This is a genomic window from Arthrobacter sp. AOP29-A2-19 (assembly GCF_058138025.1).
In genome coordinates this window covers 2,647,945-2,664,972 of sequence record NZ_CM176894.1, presented here as the reverse complement: position 1 = coordinate 2,664,972, position 17,028 = coordinate 2,647,945, and the positions used below count along the sequence as shown (strand labels likewise).

General features: G+C 70.0%; 9 protein-coding genes and 2 tRNA genes. 6 read left to right on the top strand and 5 right to left on the bottom strand.

Annotated features, from left to right (window positions below):
- The first annotated feature begins 50 nt into the window (after positions 1 to 50).
- Both AC3ZJJ_RS12285 and AC3ZJJ_RS12280 read left to right on the top strand, forming a co-directional pair.
- Positions 51 to 2,183 (top strand): RecQ family ATP-dependent DNA helicase, encoded by a 2,133-nt coding sequence (locus tag AC3ZJJ_RS12285; RefSeq protein ID WP_489892100.1) that lies wholly within the window; start codon positions 51 to 53, stop codon positions 2,181 to 2,183.
- Positions 2,184 to 2,262: 79 nt separating this feature from the next.
- Positions 2,263 to 3,405, top strand: a complete 1,143-nt coding sequence (locus tag AC3ZJJ_RS12280) for a hypothetical protein (protein ID WP_489892099.1) — start codon at positions 2,263 to 2,265, stop codon at positions 3,403 to 3,405.
- A 62-nt stretch (positions 3,406 to 3,467) separates the two neighbouring features.
- On the opposite strand, the gene AC3ZJJ_RS12275 is transcribed toward AC3ZJJ_RS12280, so the two are convergent.
- A tRNA-Ser gene (locus AC3ZJJ_RS12275) sits at positions 3,468 to 3,556 on the bottom strand.
- Between the two features lie 70 nt (positions 3,557 to 3,626).
- Entirely contained in the window at positions 3,627 to 5,750 is a 2,124-nt protein-coding gene (locus AC3ZJJ_RS12270) for a prolyl oligopeptidase family serine peptidase (RefSeq protein ID WP_489892098.1), read from the bottom strand.
- A 115-nt stretch (positions 5,751 to 5,865) separates the two neighbouring features.
- On the opposite strand from AC3ZJJ_RS12270, the gene AC3ZJJ_RS12265 reads away from it, so the two are divergent.
- A complete protein-coding gene (locus tag AC3ZJJ_RS12265) occupies positions 5,866 to 7,854 on the top strand; it encodes an FAD/NAD(P)-binding protein (protein WP_489892097.1) in 1,989 nt (662 codons plus the stop codon).
- A gap of 85 nt (positions 7,855 to 7,939) precedes the next feature.
- Here the strand turns inward: AC3ZJJ_RS12265 and AC3ZJJ_RS12260 are convergent, their stop codons facing one another.
- The 3 genes from AC3ZJJ_RS12260 to AC3ZJJ_RS12250 form a co-directional block, all read right to left on the bottom strand.
- A complete protein-coding gene (locus tag AC3ZJJ_RS12260; protein WP_489892096.1) occupies positions 7,940 to 10,465 on the bottom strand; it encodes an ExeM/NucH family extracellular endonuclease in 2,526 nt (841 codons plus the stop codon).
- A 48-nt stretch (positions 10,466 to 10,513) separates the two neighbouring features.
- Complete coding sequence (locus AC3ZJJ_RS12255; protein ID WP_489892095.1) at positions 10,514 to 12,643, bottom strand: bifunctional metallophosphatase/5'-nucleotidase; 2,130 nt, start codon at positions 12,641 to 12,643, stop codon at positions 10,514 to 10,516.
- A 448-nt stretch (positions 12,644 to 13,091) separates the two neighbouring features.
- Positions 13,092 to 13,179 (bottom strand) — tRNA-Ser (locus tag AC3ZJJ_RS12250).
- 146 nt (positions 13,180 to 13,325) lie between these two features.
- On the opposite strand from AC3ZJJ_RS12250, the gene AC3ZJJ_RS12245 reads away from it, so the two are divergent.
- From AC3ZJJ_RS12245 to AC3ZJJ_RS12235, 3 genes are all read left to right on the top strand, one after another.
- On the top strand, positions 13,326 to 14,303 hold the full coding sequence (locus AC3ZJJ_RS12245) for an NAD(P)H-quinone oxidoreductase (protein ID WP_489895827.1): 978 nt from the start codon (positions 13,326 to 13,328) through the stop codon (positions 14,301 to 14,303).
- A gap of 108 nt (positions 14,304 to 14,411) precedes the next feature.
- Entirely contained in the window at positions 14,412 to 16,658 is a 2,247-nt protein-coding gene (locus tag AC3ZJJ_RS12240) for a carbon starvation CstA family protein (protein WP_489892094.1), read from the top strand.
- A gap of 2 nt (positions 16,659 to 16,660) precedes the next feature.
- A complete protein-coding gene (locus AC3ZJJ_RS12235; RefSeq protein WP_489892093.1) occupies positions 16,661 to 16,909 on the top strand; it encodes a YbdD/YjiX family protein in 249 nt (82 codons plus the stop codon).
- Positions 16,910 to 17,028 lie beyond the last annotated feature (119 nt).

Here is a 17,028-nt window from a genome sequence, read left to right as displayed (position 1 = left end):
AATCCGCCGCCCGGAGGCAAGCTGTCGGTGGTTGCTGGGATACTGGACGGATGGCTAATACGGCGACGGTGGAATTGCGGGACAGCGCTACAACGGTTCTGCGCAGGCTGGTGGGGCGGGACGACGCGCAGTTCCACGACGGCCAGTTCGAGGCCATCGAGGCGCTGGTCGACGGCGGCCGGCGGGCACTCGTTGTCCAGCGCACGGGCTGGGGCAAGTCGGCAGTGTACTTCGTGGCGAGCCTTCTGCTGCGGGCCCGGGGTGCGGGGCCGACCCTGATCGTCAGCCCCCTCCTTGCGCTGATGCGGGACCAGGTGGCCGCCGCGGCGCGCGCCGGGGTGCGAGCTGAGGCGATCAACTCCGCCAACGCACTGGACTGGGGGCAGATCACCGCCAAGCTCGACGCCGACGAGGTGGATGTGTTGTTGGTGTCGCCCGAGCGGCTCAACAATCCCGTGTTCCGCGAACAGCAGCTTCCGGAGCTCGTACGGCGCATGGGCCTGCTGGTGATCGACGAGGCCCACTGCATTTCCGACTGGGGCCACGATTTCCGTCCCGACTACCGCCGCATCAAGGACCTCATTACCTCCTTGCCGGCGAGTGTCCCCGTTTTGGCCACGACGGCGACCGCGAACGAACGCGTGGTCCACGACGTCCAGGACCAGCTGGCGGTGGGCGGGGCCGACGTCTTCACGCTCCGGGGTCCGCTGGCGCGCAAGTCCCTGCGGCTCGGGGTCCTCCGCCTGCCCAGCCCCCGGTCGCAGTTGGCGTGGCTCCTGACGCACCTGGGCGATCTCCCGGGCAGCGGCATCATCTACACCCTCACGGTCTCCGCCGCGGAGGACATCACACGCCTGCTGCGCGACGCCGGCCACGACGTCCGCGCCTACACCGGCCGCACGGACTCGGAGGAACGCGCCCGGTCGGAGCAGGCGCTCAAGGACAACCAGGTCAAGGCCCTCGTCGCGACGAGCGCTCTGGGCATGGGATTCGACAAGCCGGACCTCGGCTTTGTGGTCCATGTGGGCGCGCCCAGCTCGCCGGTCGCCTACTACCAGCAAGTGGGCCGCGCGGGCCGAGGCACCGACAACGCGGACGTCCTCCTGCTGCCGGGGAGCGAGGACCGCGAGATCTGGCGGTACTTCGCCACCGCGTCCATGCCGGACGAGCTGCGCGCCCACGCGGTCCTCGCCGAGCTTGAGGCGGCCGGCGGCGCGGTCTCCGTGCCGGCGCTGGAGGCGCGCGTCAACCTGCGGAGGACGCCGCTGGAGCTGCTGCTCAAGGTCCTCGCCGTCGACGGCGCCGTCGAACGCATCCAGGGGGGCTGGGCGCGGACCCGTGAAGAATGGTTTTACGACGCCGAGCGCTACAGCCGCGTCGCTGCCGCGCGAGTGGCCGAGCAGAACTCGATGCTGGACTACGAGAACGCGACCGGTTGCCGCATGGAGTTCCTGGCGCACGCGCTGGACGACCCGGACGCGGCGCCGTGCGGTCGCTGCGACAACTGCGCGGGGCCCTGGTTTGCCGACTCGATCGGCGACGACGCGAAGGACAGCGCGCAGGCGGCCCTCGGCCGCGTCGGCGTGGAGCTGGAACCGCGGCTGATGTGGCCGGGCGGCATGGACCGGCTGGGCGTTCCCCTCAAGGGCAAGATCAAGCCGGAGGACCAGGCCTCGTCCGGACGGGCGCTCGCCCGGCTGACCGACCTGGGTTGGGGAGGCCGGCTCCGCACCCTCTTCTCCGCTTCCGGGGAAGGGCTGGAGGACCGCCCGATCGACGACGCCATGTTGCGGGCCTGCGTCCAGGTCCTCGCGCAGTGGGGTTGGCGGCAGCGCCCCGTGGCCGTGGTCAGCATGCCGTCCAGAACTCGCCCGCTGCTCGTGCGCTCCTTCGCGGAGGGAATCGCGCGGATCGGGCAATTGCCCTACGCCGGGGAGCTGGAGTACCCGCATGGCGGGCCACGGGGGGAATCGGGCGGCAACAGCGCCTTCCGGCTGGCCGCCGTCTGGGACCAGCTGTCCGTGCCCGCGGATCTCGCCGCCCAGATGACCGGCGCCAGCGGCCCGGTGTTGCTCATCGACGACTATGCGGACAGCAAGTGGACCGTGACGGAGGCGGCCCGCGCCTTGCGGCAGGCCGGCGCCGACGAGGTGCTTCCGTTCGTGCTCGCGATCAGCGCCTGACCGGACGCGGCCGGGGGCCGCGCATTCCCAAACCCCGCTGCGGTTATGCCCGGACGCTTCCGGCCCTAAAATCAAAGTCATGGAGACTCTGTTGTGGGTGCTGGTTCCGTTGCTGATCCTCGGGATCGGCTGGTGGTGGTTGAGCCGCACGCGCAAGCGCACCTCCGCGCAGGTAGCCGGTGCCGTTGGGCCGCAGGCGGCCGCCGAGGCTTCCGGCAGACTCGATGCGGAGTCGCACCGGGCCGTCTACCGCAAGCTCGCGACGGCGGACTTCATGGGCGCCGTCCAGGAGTATCGGGCGGCCACTGGCCAGGGAATCAAGCAGTGCATCATCGCCGTTCGGAGCCTGGAGGCCCACCCCCAGGTCTATAAGGCGCCCGCGCAGACCCTCGACGGAGCCGGCACGGAGTCGGCCGCCAAGGGCACGGGCGGTGCTGCGGAGACCGCGGCAGGCAACGTTTGGACCGCTGAGACCGACCCCGAGAAGACGGAAAACGCCGAGAGCGGGACGGAAGAGGGCGGGACGGCAAAGGGTGGGTCGGCCGGGCCCGGGACAGCCGGCGCCGGGCGGGGCGGGCCTGGATCGCGGGGCGAGTTCCGGGACACCCGGCCCTCCGCGACCGGCGCCCCCGGCGAACAGCCGTCCGCACCGGGCGGCGGCATGGCGCCGGACGCGCCGCCGAGCACCTCGGGCCGGAGGCCCGCCGACGCCGAACTCGACTCCGGCGACGCCCTCATGATTCCCGACGACTGGTCCGAGCAGTTCGGCAGCAGCGCCAGCCGGACAACCTCGACCTTCCGCATCAGTGCCGAGCAGGACGGGAAAACACGCGAATTCAGCACGGAGGAACTTCCTCCGGCCGAGTATGACCAGTTCGAGTCGCTGATCCGGGACCACGACTTCGCCGGAGCGGCGGGGCTGCTGGCCAAGTTCTCCGGACTCGATGAGGACTCGATCCGCCAGTTGTTGGAGTCCGCGCCGGTGGAGGGGCCGGCCAGCGCCGCCTCCAGAAACGTTTCCGACTTCAGCTTCGAGGGGGACGGGCCGGACGGCCGCGTGAGCTTCAGCGCGTCCGACCTTCCGGGGCAGGACCGCCAACTGTTCCTCGAACATGTCGGGGCGGGGCGCACCGACGAGGCCGCGGCCATTGTCCACCGCCACACCGGACTGCCGCTCGGGGTTGTGGTGAAGCTCCTGTCGGCTTTCGGCAAGGGACACTAGCCGGCCCGGCCCCCGCTCCTTAAACAAAGCGACTCCCCCGGAAAACCGGGGGAGTCGATCCGCGGAGACGGGGGGATTTGAACCCCCGGTCGAGTTTAACCCCGACCCTTCATTAGCAGTGAAGTCCATTCGGCCGCTCTGGCACGTCTCCATGCTGGTAACCAGCCCCCCAAGACTACCCAACACCGGGGCGCCATTCAAAAACGGCCACGCCGTCGGGACTATCCGGCGACCTGGCGCCAGAGGAACCCGTAGCTCCGCGCGAGCATTGCCGCCGATTGCCGGTTGTCCGACGCGCCCGCGTGCCCGCCGTCCAGAGCCTCGTGGTACCAGACGTTGGGCGCGCCCAACTCATGCATTTTCGCCGCCATTTTCCGGGCCTGCACGGGGCCGACGCGGTCGTCGCTGGTGGCGGTCCAGATCAGGGACGGCGGATAGGCCACCCCGTCGGGAAGGGGCGCGTCGAGCCGGTGGTAAGGGGAGAAGGTGCGGACGAAATCCCACTCCTCGGCCACGTCCGGATCGCCGTATTCGGCGATCCAAGAGTGCCCCGCGGCCAGCCGGGTGTACCTGCGCATGTCCAGTAGCGGGACGCCGCAGGAGATGGCTCCGAACAGTTCGGGGTAGCCAGTGATCATGTTGCCCATCAGCAGGCCGCCGTTGCTCCGACCGGTCGCCGCCAGCCGCCGGGGGACCGTGACGCCCCTGGCCACCAGATCGCGCGCGATCGCCGCGAAGTCCTCGTAAGCGCGGTGACGGTTGCCCCGCAGGGCCGCCTGGTGCCAGCGCGGCCCGTACTCGCCGCCTCCCCGGATGTTGGCCACCACGTAGACGCCATTGCGCCCCTCCGCGCTGGTGCGCCCAAGCCACGCCCGGCCCACCGCACCGGAGTAGGCCGGCGTCAGGCTGGTGAGGAAGCCGCCATACCCGTTCATCAGCACCGGATTCCGGCCGTCCAGGGCCATCCCGCGCGGGGAGACCTGGAAGTAGGGGACCAGTGTGCCGTCGTCGCTGCGGGCGAAGTGCTGCTCGACGACGTGCCGGTCGGCATCGAAGTGGTCGGCCGCGCGCTTGATCGTCTCGGGCGCCGCCGCCCGTGTTCCAGCGGGCGCCAGCGTGCCCCGCGAGAGCGTCGTCGGGGTCAGGAAGCCGGTGCTGGTCAGCCAAAAGTCGTTGGCGGTGTCCGGATCCTCGTCGTCCACAGCGGAGATCCCGAAGCTGTGGAGTGCGGACCCGAGCTCCAGGCGTTCCAGGCGCCAACCTTCGGCGGGGTGCGCGACGAGTACCTCCGAGGAGACGTCGCGGAGCGTATTCAGCAGCAGGTGGTCGCGGGTGAAGTCGTACGACTCCAGGGAGGAGGCTTCGTCCGGGGCCCACACCACGGTCGGGGTCCGGTCTCCGGCCAGGAACGAGTCCGCCTCCGCCACGCCCAGCGCGCCGGCCGGCATCACGAGTGCGCCGTCGTCGATCCAGTCGGTGCGCGGTGTGAATACGATCCACTGCCGGTGGAAGTGGATGCCGACGTCCGTGGGCGCATCGACGGGCACCCACCCGGACTGCCCCAGCACAAACGTGCGGCTGTTGTAGAAGTCGATGATGTCTTGGGCGACCGTGCGCCGGTAGCCCGGGGTCGGATCGTGGCGCACGCCGACGCCGACGTGGGACGCATCGACGGCAAACACTTCGGGAGAGTCCGCGGGGTCCTGTCCACGCCCCACGCGGCGCACCGTGCGGGCGTAGGAGGACAGCGTCAGGGATCCCTCCCCGAAGTCGGTGCCGACGTAGACGGCGTCGCGGCCGTCCCAGGACACGTTGGTCTTGGCTGCCGGGAAAGCGAAACCGCCGGATACCCAGTCCATGGTGACGAGGTCGAACTCCCGGACCTCGACGGCGTCGCCACCGTCCGGAGACAGCCTCACCAGCGCCCGCTCGTATGCCCCGGCGTCCTCCGGCCGCAGCAGCTGGACGCCGGCGAACACCCAATCCGTTCCCTCGCGCTCCGCGAGCGCGTCGACGTCCAGCAGCACCTCCCACGGGGTGGGCGCCGCGGCGTAGCCCTCCCACGACGTGCGCCGCCAGAGTCCCTTCGGGTGGGCCGCGTCGCGCCAGAAGTTGTAGTAGTGCGGGCCGCGCTTGCTGGCCATTGGGATGCGGTCCTCGGCGTCCAGGACCTCCAGTAGGGACGCCTCGAGGCTTCGGTGCCGGTCGTCGAACAGCAGCTCCTCCGTTTCGGCGTTGCGTTCGCGGACCCAGTCCAAGGCGCGCGTTCCGTCGACTTCCTCTAGCCACAGGAAGCCGTCCTCCTGGTCGCCGCTGACGGTCTGCTGGGGTGCCGGGATGCTCATGCTGCCCAGTCTAGGCGCGGGTTCCGCGGGGCCCGCGGAACCGGCGCGCTAGGCTGGAGTCCGCCGAGTCCGCGCCGCCCGCGGAGAAGATACGCATCAAGGTAGAGGAGCCACAGTGGTCCACGAGACATTCCGGATCGCCGTGATCGGGGCCGGTCCCCGCGGCACGTCGACCCTGGAGCGGTTGCTGGACCACCTCGCCGGCGCCGGCCCGGAGGCAGGAGCCACGATGGAGCCGCGCCGGAAGCTGGAGATCTCCGTCGTCGAGCCCTTCGAGCCCGGGCCGGGCCACGTGTGGGCCACTGGGCAGTCCCGACTGTTCCTGATGAACACGCCGGCCCTCTACCCGACCGTGGCACCGCCCCGCGGCGATTCGGGCTCCGCCGGCCTCACCTTCGAGGAATGGCGGGCCGCGGGCGGTGACGGCGCCGGCCTCAGCCCCGTCGAACGCCGGGAGCTCTCGGGGCTGGGACCGGGATCCTATCCGCCACGCGCGCTCTACGGGCGCTACCTCCGGCACGTCTACGAGAGCGTCGCCGCCCGCCTGGCCGCGGACCCGCACGTCGCCTCCTTCCGCCATGTCCGTTCCGAGGCGGTATCGCTTCAACGGCACGACGCCGGCTACACGCTGAGCCTCCGCGACGCCGACGGCGCCGAATCGACCCTGGCGGCGGAGGCCGTTGTGCTCGCCGTCGGGCACGTCCCGTCGCGGCCCAACCCGCGACAGGAGGCGGCCGGACGCAGGGCGGACGCCGTGGGGCTGCACTACCAGGAGCCAAATGTTCCGGCCGACGTCGAGTGGGGCGTTTTCCCGCCCGGCGAACCCGTGCTGGTCCGCGGGCTGGGCCTGAACTTCTTCGACGCCGTGGCCCAGCTGACCGTGGGCCGTTCCGGCGAGTTCGCGCCGACCGGGCTTGGGCCCGGCCGGGCGTTGGCCTACCGCAACAGCGGCCGCGAGCCGATCATCGTTGCCGCGTCCCGGCGGGGCACACCGTACCGGGCGAAGGCCTGCGTGGACGCGTTCATCGCGCCGTCGGCCCAACTGGTGCACCTGAGCTACGAGGCGGTGCACGCTCTGGCCGCGCTGGGCGCCCCCGGCGAACCGCCGGGAAAGGTTGCCTTCGGCGCCCACGTGTGGCCGTTGCTGCACCGCGACGTCCTGCGGACCTTCTATGCGACGTGGGCGCGGGTCTCGCCGGAGGCCTTCCTCGGCGGGGCGGGCGAATTTCTGGTCCGCCTGGACGCGATCCTGGACGCCCCCCAAGAGCACGGCCAAGAGGTGTGGAGGACATTGGCCCGCGCGCTGGTGGAGGAGTCGGCGCCCGGCATCGGCTGGTTCGACGTGCCCGCCCTGGCGCACCCGTTCGCGGACAGGGGTTTCCAGGACGACGCCGCCTACCAGGCGTCCGTGCTCGATTACTTGGAGCTGGACGCCGAATCCTCGGCGCGCGGCGAGGACGACCCCCTGAAGATGGCGATCGCCGCGCTCAACCTCGGCCGCATGGTCGTGAAGCGGATGGTCGCGGAGGGACTCGTCGACGAGGCCAGCCACCTCGAGGAGCTCCAGCGCTGGTTCGAGCCGCTGGTGGAGGGTCTGGCCAGCGGTCCGCCGTTCCAGCGCATCGAGGAGTTGGCCGCGCTGGCCAGGGCCGGCGTTGTTCGCTTCATCGGGCCCGACCCGGTGTTCTCGCTCGATGACGAGGCGGGGCACTTCTCGGCGTCGTCCCCGTGGGTGGCCGCGGAGCCGACGACTGCGCGGTACATGGTTGAGGCGATGATGCCGGCCAACAGGGTCGCGCAGACGCGTTCGCCGCTGCTCCGGCAGCTCCAGCGGGACGGACTGGCAAGGCCGCGCCCCATGCTTACCGGCGAGGGCGAGGAGGTTCCGGGCTCCGGTTTCGACGTCGTGGGGCAGCCCTACCGGCTGGTCGACGAGCACGGTGTTCCGCACCGGGCCGTGTTTGTGCTGGGCCTGCAGTTGTCCTCTGTGCAGTGGGGGACCGCGATCGCTGCGGAGGCCGGGGCCGGTTGGCAGGACGGCGCCCGGACCCTGGGGGACGCGGACGCGGTCGCCGCCGAGCTGCTGCGGCTCGCCGGGGGCTAAACGCAATGGGCCGGTGCCCGGGGAACAGGGATTCCCGGGCACCGGCCCTCTTCCGTTGTCTTGCCGCCCGGCGTGAGCCCCGCCGCTACCGGCCTCTGCCCCCGGACTGGTTCTTCTTGTCCAGCTGGAGGCCGACGATCACCGGGTCGTGGTCGGAGGCCCGGTAGGGCGATGCCTCGTACAGGTCGGTGATGTTGTAGTTGAACCGGCTGTACTCCAGCGCGATCGACTCCACGGCGTTGATGTTCCAGATGTCCCGGCCCGTCACGACCGCGTCCGCCTCCGGGGAGGCCAGGATGTGGTCCAGCGAACCAACCTGGCCGGCGAAGAGGTAGGAGTGCTTCCCGGTCTTCGCTCCCTGGTTCACATAGCCCGCCTCGTAGAGCACACGCATCGGGTCCTCGGCCCCGTAGGAGTTGAAGTCTCCGGTGAGGAGCACCTTCCGGGTGTTGCCGCGGGCCTGCATCTCCTCGGCGAACCCCACGAGCGCCTCGGCCTGCGCCACACGCGCCGCGTTCCAGGCGCCCTGGCCGTCTCCGGAGTCGTCGTTGGCCGAACCGTCGCCCGGGCCCGAGCCCTTGGACTTGAAGTGGTTCACAATGGCGACGAACTTCGTGGCGTTGTTCCCGCCCACCCTCATAAACGTCTGGGCCAGCGGCTGACGCGCATTGGCGAACGCCGGATCGTCGAGGATCACGGACTCGTCGATCGGCCGGACCGCCGACTTGCGGTAGATGAACGCCGTGCGAATGACGTCTTCGTCGGCGGGGAGTGCGTCGGGGCTGCGCACGTAGCCCCAGGTGCCCGGCGCGTCCTCGTTCAGAGCGGCCGTGAGCGTGGACAGTGCCTCGTCGCGGTCCTTCCCGAACGCGGCCGAGTTCTCGATCTCCTCGAGCGACACGACGTCGGCGCCGAGTCCATCGATGGCGGCCACGATCTTGGCTTCCTGGCGCTCGAGGTTCTTCGCGTCCGCCGCGCCGCGGGCGTCGCACCCGCCGCGGACGGTCACGGGCTGGCCGTCGCGGTCGGTGTAGTACGTGCAGCCCGCCAGAGTGTCTCCGGTGGTCGTGAAGTAGTTCAGGACGTTGAAGGAGGCCAGCTTGACGTTCCCGCCGACATCCTCCGGCGCATCCGTCCGGGTGTCCTGGAACGCCGCCGGCTGATCCTCGGGGTTGGCGCCGGTCAGCTGTGCCAGCGGCTGGAATTTCCACTCCTCGAAGCGGTAGTCCAACACCACGCCGCCGACAAAGTCGGCGGCCGCGCCCACGCGGACCGGGGCCTCCGCAGTGGCGTACGGGAGCGGGATGTCCTTGTTGGCGTCGGACCCGGCGTAGTTCACGGAAGAGCCGTCGTCCAACACCACGCGGCGCGCGGCGTTCTCCAGAGCGATCGCCGCGGCCTCCGCCGATCCCGCCGGCTCGGCGTCAGTTGGCTGGCGGAAGGCCTTCTCGCCGTCGACGATGTCGCTCTCGCCGAAGGCCAGCGCAATCTCCCCGAAGGAGTTCAGGGAGTAATTGTCCGCGACGGTCCAAGATCCCTGCGGATCCCAGAGCATGCCCTCGAAACGCTCGCGCCCGGCGTCGGTCTCGGGCCAGGCGGCCGTGACCGGCTTGACGGCCTCCGCCGGCTCGCCGAGCACGGTGGTGCCGCCGGCCGCAACGTTCAGCTGCGTCAGCCCGAAGTACTCCCCGGCGGTGCCGGTGACCTCGACGTGGTCGCCCACCCGCACCTGGCCCACGGTTGCGGCCGAGTATACGAAGATGCCGTGGGACGCGGCGGAGACCTCGTCCCCACCGGTGCCCGGGGTCTGCAGGTAGAAGCCGTTGAAGCCGCCGCTGGGGAAGGCCGCGGTCACAACGCCCGTTGTGCGCACCGCCTGGCCGGCCAAGGGTGTGCTGTCGCCTTCCCCCTGGATCTCGGCGATGGTCTTTGGCACGGGCGTCGGCTCGGGCTCCGGCTCCGGCTCCGGCTCCGTTCCGCCGCTGCCGGTCGGTGTCACGGTGGAGTCCAGCACGAAGTCGTTCCGGTTGTTGTCGGTGTCCAGCGCGTCCACCCGGTTGAAGGACTGCGGGTCCGAATTGCCCGACGGCGAGACGGCCGCGGCGCCCTCGAAGGTGTTGGAAGTCCCATAGCCCAGCAGGTCGACCACGGCCGCGTTGCCCGGCACGGAACCGACCGGCAGGCTCAGCTTCGCCCCGGTGTTGGCCAGGACGATGGTGCCCGACGTTCCGCCGGGGTTGAAGGACGTCTGCACGTCGGCGGTCGGAAGCTCGGCGCCGTTTGCCCCGTTCGAGCCGCCCGCGACCAGGAACGTGCCGTTCGCGGGGATGGTGCCGCTGAGCGCCACGGAGGAGTCCGTCGCGGACGTCCCTTTGGCCGCGCGGTACTGCAGGCTCCATCCGTCGATGCTGACCGGCTCCGGCGTCGGGTTGTGCAGTTCGATGAACTTGTTCTTGTAGGCGGCGTTCGCGCTGCCTCCGCTGAGGTATGCCTCGTTGATGACGACGCCGGTGCCGTCCGGGGCGGCGAACGCCGGGGCGGAGCCGAGTCCGCAGACCAGTGCCGCCGTGGCGGTGATGGCCAACGCGGCGCGTTGGGGATGCTTAGACAAGATGTCCCTTTCGATGGGATGGGCCTGGTGGCACGTGCTGGGGGAGGGCTAGCGCCCGCTGGCCGTCTGGGCTACTGCCTTGCCGGGCTTGCTTGGCTTGCCCTTGGCCGGCTTGCCCTTGCCGGGCTTGGTGTTGGCGAGCTCCGAGGGCACCGTGGCCTCGGTGCCGCTCGCCTCGCTGCCCACGTACAGCGTTCCGCCGCGCAGCTGGCGCGGCGCGGTGAACTCGACGGTCGCGCCGCCGTCCACCACCGGAAAGGTCTCCCACGTGCGCTGGTTCTTGGCGGTGCGGGCGTAGTCCAGGTACACCTCGGTGGTCGTGGGTGCGCCGTCGGACCCGAGGTCGATGGCCCGCACCTCGAACGAGTAGGTCTTTCCGGCCTCGACGCGCGCGGGGGCGCCGACGATCTCCACCCCGCGGCGTGCGAAGTCGGCGTTGAGCGGCGAAGAGGCCTCGACGTAGTTGACGAGCGCCTCGAGGTCGGAGAAGCCGGTGTCGACCTTCTTGGAGCCGTCGACGAACGCGCTGAAGCCGTCCCCGCCCTGCGCCAGGAAGCTGAGGGTCGCGACGGAGTAGGTCGCGCCCAAGTCGATCGGTTGGCCGGCGAATTGGACCCCCGTGACGCGGTCGCCGATGGCGCGGGACGTGTCGAACGTGTAGGTCAGATTCTCCGTCAGGCCGAGGGCGAGCTTGGTCTCGACGCCGTTGGCGAGGCGCCACTGCTGCTCGAGGAGCCGCCACACCTGCGCGCCGGTAAGGTCGACGCTGGCAAGGGTGTTGCCGAAGGGGAAAATGTTCGCGAGCTCCTGGAAGGAGACGTCGCCCTCGGTGCCGGCCGCTGTCTTGTCGTCGGTGGTGGCGCTCCGGCCGGTCTTGGTGAAGAACAGTTCGTCGCGGACGCCGCCGGCGTTCATGACACCGATCTGGACCTCCTCGCCGGCGATGGACTCGAGCTCGCTGCGCAACGATTCGGCGAGCAGGTTGTTCAGGGAGGACTCCTTGCCCCGGTCGCCGCCGGCGCTGCCGACCTTGTCCGGTGCGTAGTCCGTGGTGATGGACTCCGTGATCTCTCCGACCTTCTCGGCGCCCAGCACGGCCGCCTCGGCGACCGCGCGTTCCTCCAGGGCCTTGACCTCGGCCACCACGGGGAAGGCGGCAGCCAGGGCTGCGGGGTCGGCCGAATCGTCCACGGGGAGCGCCTCGCTGGACACGAACGTCACATCGCGCGTGTCGGGGTCCACCAGGAAGTCGGCCACGGCCAGGTGTGAGGCGGAGGAGCCGGCCTGCATCACGGGGCGGAGGCCGCCGCCGTTCGGCGCCTCGAAGTTGTACTCGAAGTGGCTGTGCCCGTTGAAGATCGCGTCGACGTCGGGGCTTGTCTCCGTGACGATCCGCTTGAAGATGCCGCTGGCCGCCAGTGCGTCGGCGAGATTGGTGTCCGGCTGATCGGTCGGCTCGGCGGGTGTGCCGGCGGTCTGGCCGCCCTCGTGGTAGCTCGCGACGACGACGTCGACGTCCGTCGGCAGCCCGGCGACGGCCTCGTTCACGGCGGCGACGGGGTCCGTGATGGTCAGCCCGGCGATTCCGCCGGGGGAGACCAGCGTGGGCAGATCGCCGGTGATGGCCCCGACGACGGCGACCTTGACGCCGTTGACGTCGAAGGTCTGCGCGGCCGGCAGGACCGGGCTGCCCGAGGCGTCCAGCACGTTGGCCGCCAGGTAGGGGAAATCGGCAAGGTCGGAGACCCGTCCGCCGAGGTCCGCCCAGCCCTTGTCGAACTCGTGGTTGCCGGCGGTCGAGACATCGACTCCCATCGCGTTGAGGATCTCGAGCGTCGGTTCGTCCTGCTGGATCATGGACGCGAACTTGCTGCCCCCGATGCTGTCCCCGGCGCTGGTCAGGAGTGTGGATGCCACTCCGCGGTCGGCGCGCCACTCCTCGACGGCGCCGGCGAACAGGGTCGCCGGATAGCCGGAGGAGATCTCGCCGTGGAAGTCGTTGAAGCTGGCGATCGAAACCGCGATGTCGTCCTCCGGACCGGCGGCAGCGGGAGCGACGACCGCGCTCGGCACCCCGTTCGATGGCGCGGCGCCCGCCGGCAGCGCGCCGAAGGGTGCCGCGACCAGTCCGATCGATAGGGCGCCCCCGAACAGTGTCTTGTAGATCCTGGCACTCATCGCATGACTCCTTGGATACACAATGCTTCCGATGTGGTGGGCCGCCGCGACCGCACCCGTTGATGGGCGGCGCCTCGAAGGGGCGACGGCGCGCGGCGACCTCCCCAAGAAAACCATTGGCGCGTGAACGCGGGACGACCTGCGGGTGGACGGAACCCGCCCCGTTCCATTTCTGGAGTGACATGGGAGTTTTCGACGCAACCATGATTGTCAAGTGGAGTAACAAGGAGCCTACACAAGGCGTCGTCGCCCGGGAAGACCCAGGCGCCGACGTCACACCCGGCCGAAGGGCGTGTCCGCCGGCGGATTTCGGAAGGGGCGTGGAAAGGCTCGGGAGGCGGTGGCCCGCGGAAACCCGGGAACGCAACGACGGCGGCACCCCGGCGGCAATTCGCCTGGCGGGGCACCGCCGTCGTTTCATGGATGGCCCACTTGGGCGGGCCGGGAGCGGAAGGTAAGGGATTTGAACCCTTGGTGCGGGGTCGCCGCACACTGGTTTTCAAGACCAGCTCCATAGGCCGCTCGGACAACCTTCCAGTCCCCAGCACTATACGGCAGACGCCGTGACAGACGGAAAGCGGGCGGCTCTGCCCGGCCCTTGCGCATCCGGTGCATAGGCTTGAGCCCAAGGCGGCCGCGGGCCGCGCAACGGCAAGGGATGGAGGACGGCGTGGGCGAATCGATGCGTGCGGTCGAGTACGTGGAGGCGGGCGGACCTGAGGTGGCGGTGGTGGTGCGGCGGCCGCGCCCGGCACCCGGTCCGGGCGAGGTGCTTGTCCGGGTGGCCGCGGCGGGGCTGAACCGGGCCGACGTCCAACAGCGACGCGGCGTCTACCCGCCTCCGCCGGGGGCGTCCGACATCCCTGGACTGGAGGTGTCGGGGACCGTCGTCGGGCGCGGCGAGGGGGCAACGAAGCACAACGACGGCGCCGAGGTCTGCGCGCTGCTCAGCGGTGGAGGCTACGCGGAGTATGTGGCCGTGCCCGAGGGGCAGGTGCTCCCGGTGCCCGCCGGCGTCGGCCTGGTGGAGGCGGCGGGGCTGCCCGAGGTCGCAGCCACCGTGTGGTCCAACCTCTTTATGCTCGCCGGGGTCCGGCGGGGCGACTGGGTGCTGGTCCACGGGGGAGCGGGCGGGATCGGAACCATGGCGACTCAACTCGTCGCTGCGCGCGGGGCCCACGCGGTGGTGACGGCGGGCAACGCGGAGAAGCTTGCGTTCTGCGCCGGTTTTGGCGCGGAGGCGGGCATCGACTACCACCGGGAGGACTTCGTCGAACGTATGCTCGACCTTTCCGGGGGCCATGGGGCCGACGCAATCCTCGACGTGGTCGGAGCCAAGTATCTGGCCCGCAACGTCGGGGCGCTTGCCACTGGCGGTCACCTGGTGATTATCGGCCTTCAGGGCGGCGCCAAGGCCGAACTCGACCTCGGCCTGCTGCTGTCGCGCAGGGCGAGCGTCTCCGGAACCACGCTGCGGGCCAGGCCGACGGCCGAGAAGGCCGAAATCGTGGCGCAGCTACGGGAGCACGTGTGGCCGCTGGTGGAATCCGGCCGCGTGCGCTCCGTGGTGGAGGCCACGTACCCGCTGTCGGAGGTGGCCGCGGCCCACGACTTCTTCGACTCCGGGCGCCACACCGGGAAGATCCTGCTCACCGTGTGATGACAGGCACGGCTCGGGGTAACGTGATTCACAAGGGTGGAAGGCGTCCGTGAGGCACGGACCGCCACCCGGCAGGAACCTTCGACCTTGAGAAAATAAGGACACTCCATGAGCACATCACCCACTTCCAAACGGGAGTTGCCCCCCAACGCGGTGGACCCCGCCGTTGCCGAGGCCGAGGAACGCCGGTGGACCCCGGCGAAGATCGCCCTCTGGGCGGCCATCGCCGTCCTGGGCGGCGTCGCCTGGTCGGTCCTGGCCATCTCCCGCGGCGAGACGATCAACGCGATTTGGTTCGTCTTCGCCGCGGTGAGCACGTACCTGATCGCCTACCGCTTCTACTCGAAGTTCATCGAGCGCAAGATCGCCCGGCCCGACGACTCGCGCGCCACTCCGGCCGAATACAACGCCAACGGCAAGGACTTCATGCCGACCGACCGGCGTGTGCTCTTCGGCCACCACTTTGCCGCCATCGCCGGTGCCGGCCCGCTCGTCGGCCCGGTGCTCGCCGCGCAAATGGGCTACCTTCCCGGGACCATCTGGATCGTTGTCGGCGTTGTCCTTGCCGGTGCCGTCCAGGACTACCTTGTGCTCTTCTTCTCCATGCGGCGCGGAGGCCGCTCGCTGGGTCAGATGGCCCGCGAGGAGCTCGGTCTGATCGGCGGAACCGCGGCGCTCATCGCGACCCTGGCCATCATGGTCATCATCGTCGCGATCCTGGCGCTCGTCGTCGTCAACGCGCTCGGCGAATCCCCCTGGGGCGTCTACTCCGTCGCGCTGACCATCCCGATCGCACTGTTCATGGGCGTCTACCTGCGCTTCATCCGCCCAGGCAAGGTGCTTGAGGTGTCCATCATCGGCTTTGTGCTGCTGATGTTCGCGATCATCTCCGGCCGCTGGGTCGCCGAGTCCGAGCTGGGCGCGGCCCTGTTCACGCTGGACCGCCCCGTGATCGCCTGGTCGATCATCGTCTACGGTTTTGTGGCCGCGATCCTGCCCGTGTGGCTCCTCCTGGCGCCGCGCGACTACCTCTCGACCTTTATGAAGATCGGCGTGATCCTACTGCTGGCCGTGGCGATCATCGTGGTGCGCCCGGAGATCTCCGTGCCCGCATTCTCCGAGTTCGCCAGCCGCGACAACGGCCCCGTGGTGGCGGGATCGCTGTTCCCGTTCCTCTTTGTCACCATCGCCTGTGGCGCGCTGTCCGGGTTCCACGCGCTCATCGCGTCCGGCACCACGCCCAAGCTTGTCGAGAAGGAAAAGCAGACCCGCTTCCTGGGCTACGGCGGCATGCTGATGGAATCCTTCGTCGCGATCATGGCGCTGGTCGCGGCCATCTCGATCGACCGCGGCATCTACTTCGCCATGAACTCGTCGGCGGCCGCCACCGGCGGCACCGTCGAGGGCGCCGTGGCGTTCGTCAACAGTCTCGGGCTGGCGGGTGTGAACCTGACCCCGGACATGCTGACGCAGCTGGCCTCCGACGTCGGCGAGGAAAGCATCGTCTCGCGCACCGGCGGAGCCCCGACCCTTGCCGTGGGCATCGCCCACATCCTGGGCCAGTGGTTCGGCGGGGCGGGCATGATGAGCTTCTGGTACCACTTCGCCATCATGTTCGAGGCGCTGTTCATCCTCACCGCGGTCGACGCGGGAACCCGTGTGGCCCGCTTTATGCTGCAGGACACCATCGGCAACTTCATCCCGAAGTTCAAGGACACCTCGTGGAGGACCGGCGCGTGGATCTGCACGGCCATCATGGTGGCCGCGTGGGGGTACATCCTGATCCTCGGCGTGACCGACCCGTTGGGCGGGATCAACACGTTCTTCCCGCTGTTCGGCATTGCGAACCAGCTGCTGGCCGCCATCGCGCTGGCCGTGGTCATGGCCATCGTGGCCAAGGGCGGCAACTTCAAGTACCTCTGGGTCGTGGCCGTTCCGCTGGCGTTCGCCACCGTGGTGACCGTGACCGCGTCGCTGTTCAAGATCTTCTCGCCCGTGCCCGCCGTGGGCTACTGGGCCCAGAACGCGGCGTTCCGGCAGGCCCTGGCGGAGGGCAAGGAATCCTTCGGCACGGCCAAGACGGTCGAGGCCATGGAGGCGGTTGTGCGCAACACAACCGTCCAGGGCACGCTGTCGATCATCTTCGTGACGCTTGCCGTCATCGTGATCATCACGGCGGTCATGGCAACGATCCGTTCCTTCCCGAACGGCCGCCGGAGCGAGGCGGAAGACCCGAGGGTCGAGTCCAAGATCTACGCGCCCGCGGGCATCATCAGCAGCCCGGCCGAGAAGGAACTCGATGCGCAGTGGCGTGGCCTTCCGGCCGACCGGCGCCCGGCCAAGGGCGGCCACTAGCCGTGTCCGAGCACGCGCGCGGCCTCCCCGCCGCCGGCCCCACCGGGCTGGCGGCGGTGGGTGCCGCGCTCGCGAGGAGCGGCCGCGCCGTGGTGTGGTACCTGGAGGGAATGCTGGGGGCCGACGCGTACCGCCGCTACCTGGAGCACCACGCCGCCACCCATTCCGGCCATGAGCCCCTGACCGAGCGGCAGTTCTGGCGGGACAAGATGGACGACGAGGACAGGAATCCCCAGGGACGCTGCTGCTAGCGCCCCCGCAACCGACGGCGGCCGCGCACCCATGGTGCGCGGCCGCCGTCGTGCGGTTTGGCGTGTGTCCGCGCCCGCCTCCGTCCGCGCCCGCCTCCGTCCGCTGCCGCCTCGGTCCG

Excerpts from the sequence above, each read along its gene's own strand:
- AC3ZJJ_RS12255 (WP_489892095.1), bottom strand. The coding sequence starts at position 12,643 with ATGAGTGCCAGGATCTACAAGACACTGTTCGGGGGCGCCCTATCGATC.
- AC3ZJJ_RS12280 (WP_489892099.1), top strand. The coding sequence starts at position 2,263 with ATGGAGACTCTGTTGTGGGTGCTGGTTCCGTTGCTGATCCTCGGGATC.
- AC3ZJJ_RS12270 (WP_489892098.1), bottom strand. The coding sequence starts at position 5,750 with ATGAGCATCCCGGCACCCCAGCAGACCGTCAGCGGCGACCAGGAGGAC.
- AC3ZJJ_RS12245 (WP_489895827.1), top strand. The coding sequence starts at position 13,326 with ATGCGTGCGGTCGAGTACGTGGAGGCGGGCGGACCTGAGGTGGCGGTG.
- AC3ZJJ_RS12240 (WP_489892094.1), top strand. The coding sequence starts at position 14,412 with ATGAGCACATCACCCACTTCCAAACGGGAGTTGCCCCCCAACGCGGTG.
- AC3ZJJ_RS12285 (WP_489892100.1), top strand. The coding sequence starts at position 51 with ATGGCTAATACGGCGACGGTGGAATTGCGGGACAGCGCTACAACGGTT.